3 protein-coding genes are annotated in these 797 nt (G+C 72.4%); all 3 read right to left on the bottom strand.

What is annotated here, in order from left to right; all coding sequences use genetic code 11:
* On the bottom strand, positions 1-276 hold a 276-nt coding region (locus ACK41V_RS23575; protein WP_409786121.1), incomplete at its 3' end, for a WW domain-containing protein.
* Positions 277-289: 13 nt separating this feature from the next.
* Positions 290-493: a hypothetical protein gene (locus ACK41V_RS23570; RefSeq protein WP_409786119.1), complete on the bottom strand. Its 204-nt coding sequence runs from the start codon at positions 491-493 to the stop codon at positions 290-292.
* 95 nt (positions 494-588) lie between these two features.
* Positions 589-797: hypothetical protein (locus tag ACK41V_RS23565; protein WP_409786116.1), on the bottom strand; the 209-nt coding region annotated here is incomplete at its 5' end.

The following is a 797-nucleotide window of genomic DNA, read 5'->3' as shown; positions in this document are numbered from 1 at the left end:
CGCCGCTTCCGTGTGCTCGCGCTCAGCCTCTGCCGCCCGCTGCTGTACTTCGGCCGCCCGCCGCTCTGCTGCCACTGCCTGCTCGCGCAGCTGCTGCGCCTCCGCCTCTGCCGCAGCCTCAGCCTCCGCCGCCCGCAGATCTGCTGCCACTACCTGCTTGTGCAGCTGCTTCGCCTCCGCCTCTGCCTCTGCAGCCGACGCCACCCCCGCAGGCCGCTCCCACTGACTCTTGCGTCGCTTGGCGGAGTAAAAGTACTTGCGCCCTACGTGACGCACGGACGCACGGACGTCACCACCCGCACCACTCGCTCTCGCACCGCGCGGCGAAGCGCGCACCCGTGCCCTGGTCCACCAGCTCCTGCCAATCATCGTCCACCACCTCGGCGGGAATCGCAGCGGGCCGTGGCGCCGCGTCTGCCAGCGCGGGCCGCTCCCATTGCGTGCGCTGCAGCGCGTGGCTAAAGTAGTAGCGGCGGTCGGTGCGCGGATCCACGCGCGTCTCCCAGCCGTAAGGCAGTTCCTGCGCGGGGGGGCGGCGTGAGCACGGCGGAGGGGAGACAAGGGGGACGGCAGTTACCGGCTCGGCCTCTACCGCGGGCTTGTTCCCGTCGGTGCTGCCGCCGCCGCTGCCGCCTGCGCCTCCATGTCCACCACCACGGGCGCCGCAGCACCGGGGGCCTGGCCGCGGAAGCGCAGGCAAAAGTGGGTGAGGAGAGTCTGGCAGTGTGCGGCCAGCAGCCCCTGCGGCGCCGAGGGTGCCGCCGCCGCTGCTGCTGCCGTCGCTGGGTCTTGCGAAC

Source organism: Acidovorax sp. (genome assembly GCF_046291265.1).
In the GTDB taxonomy this organism is placed as follows: domain Bacteria; phylum Pseudomonadota; class Gammaproteobacteria; order Burkholderiales; family Burkholderiaceae_C; genus Acidovorax.
This window is presented reverse-complemented; position numbering and strand designations above follow the sequence as displayed.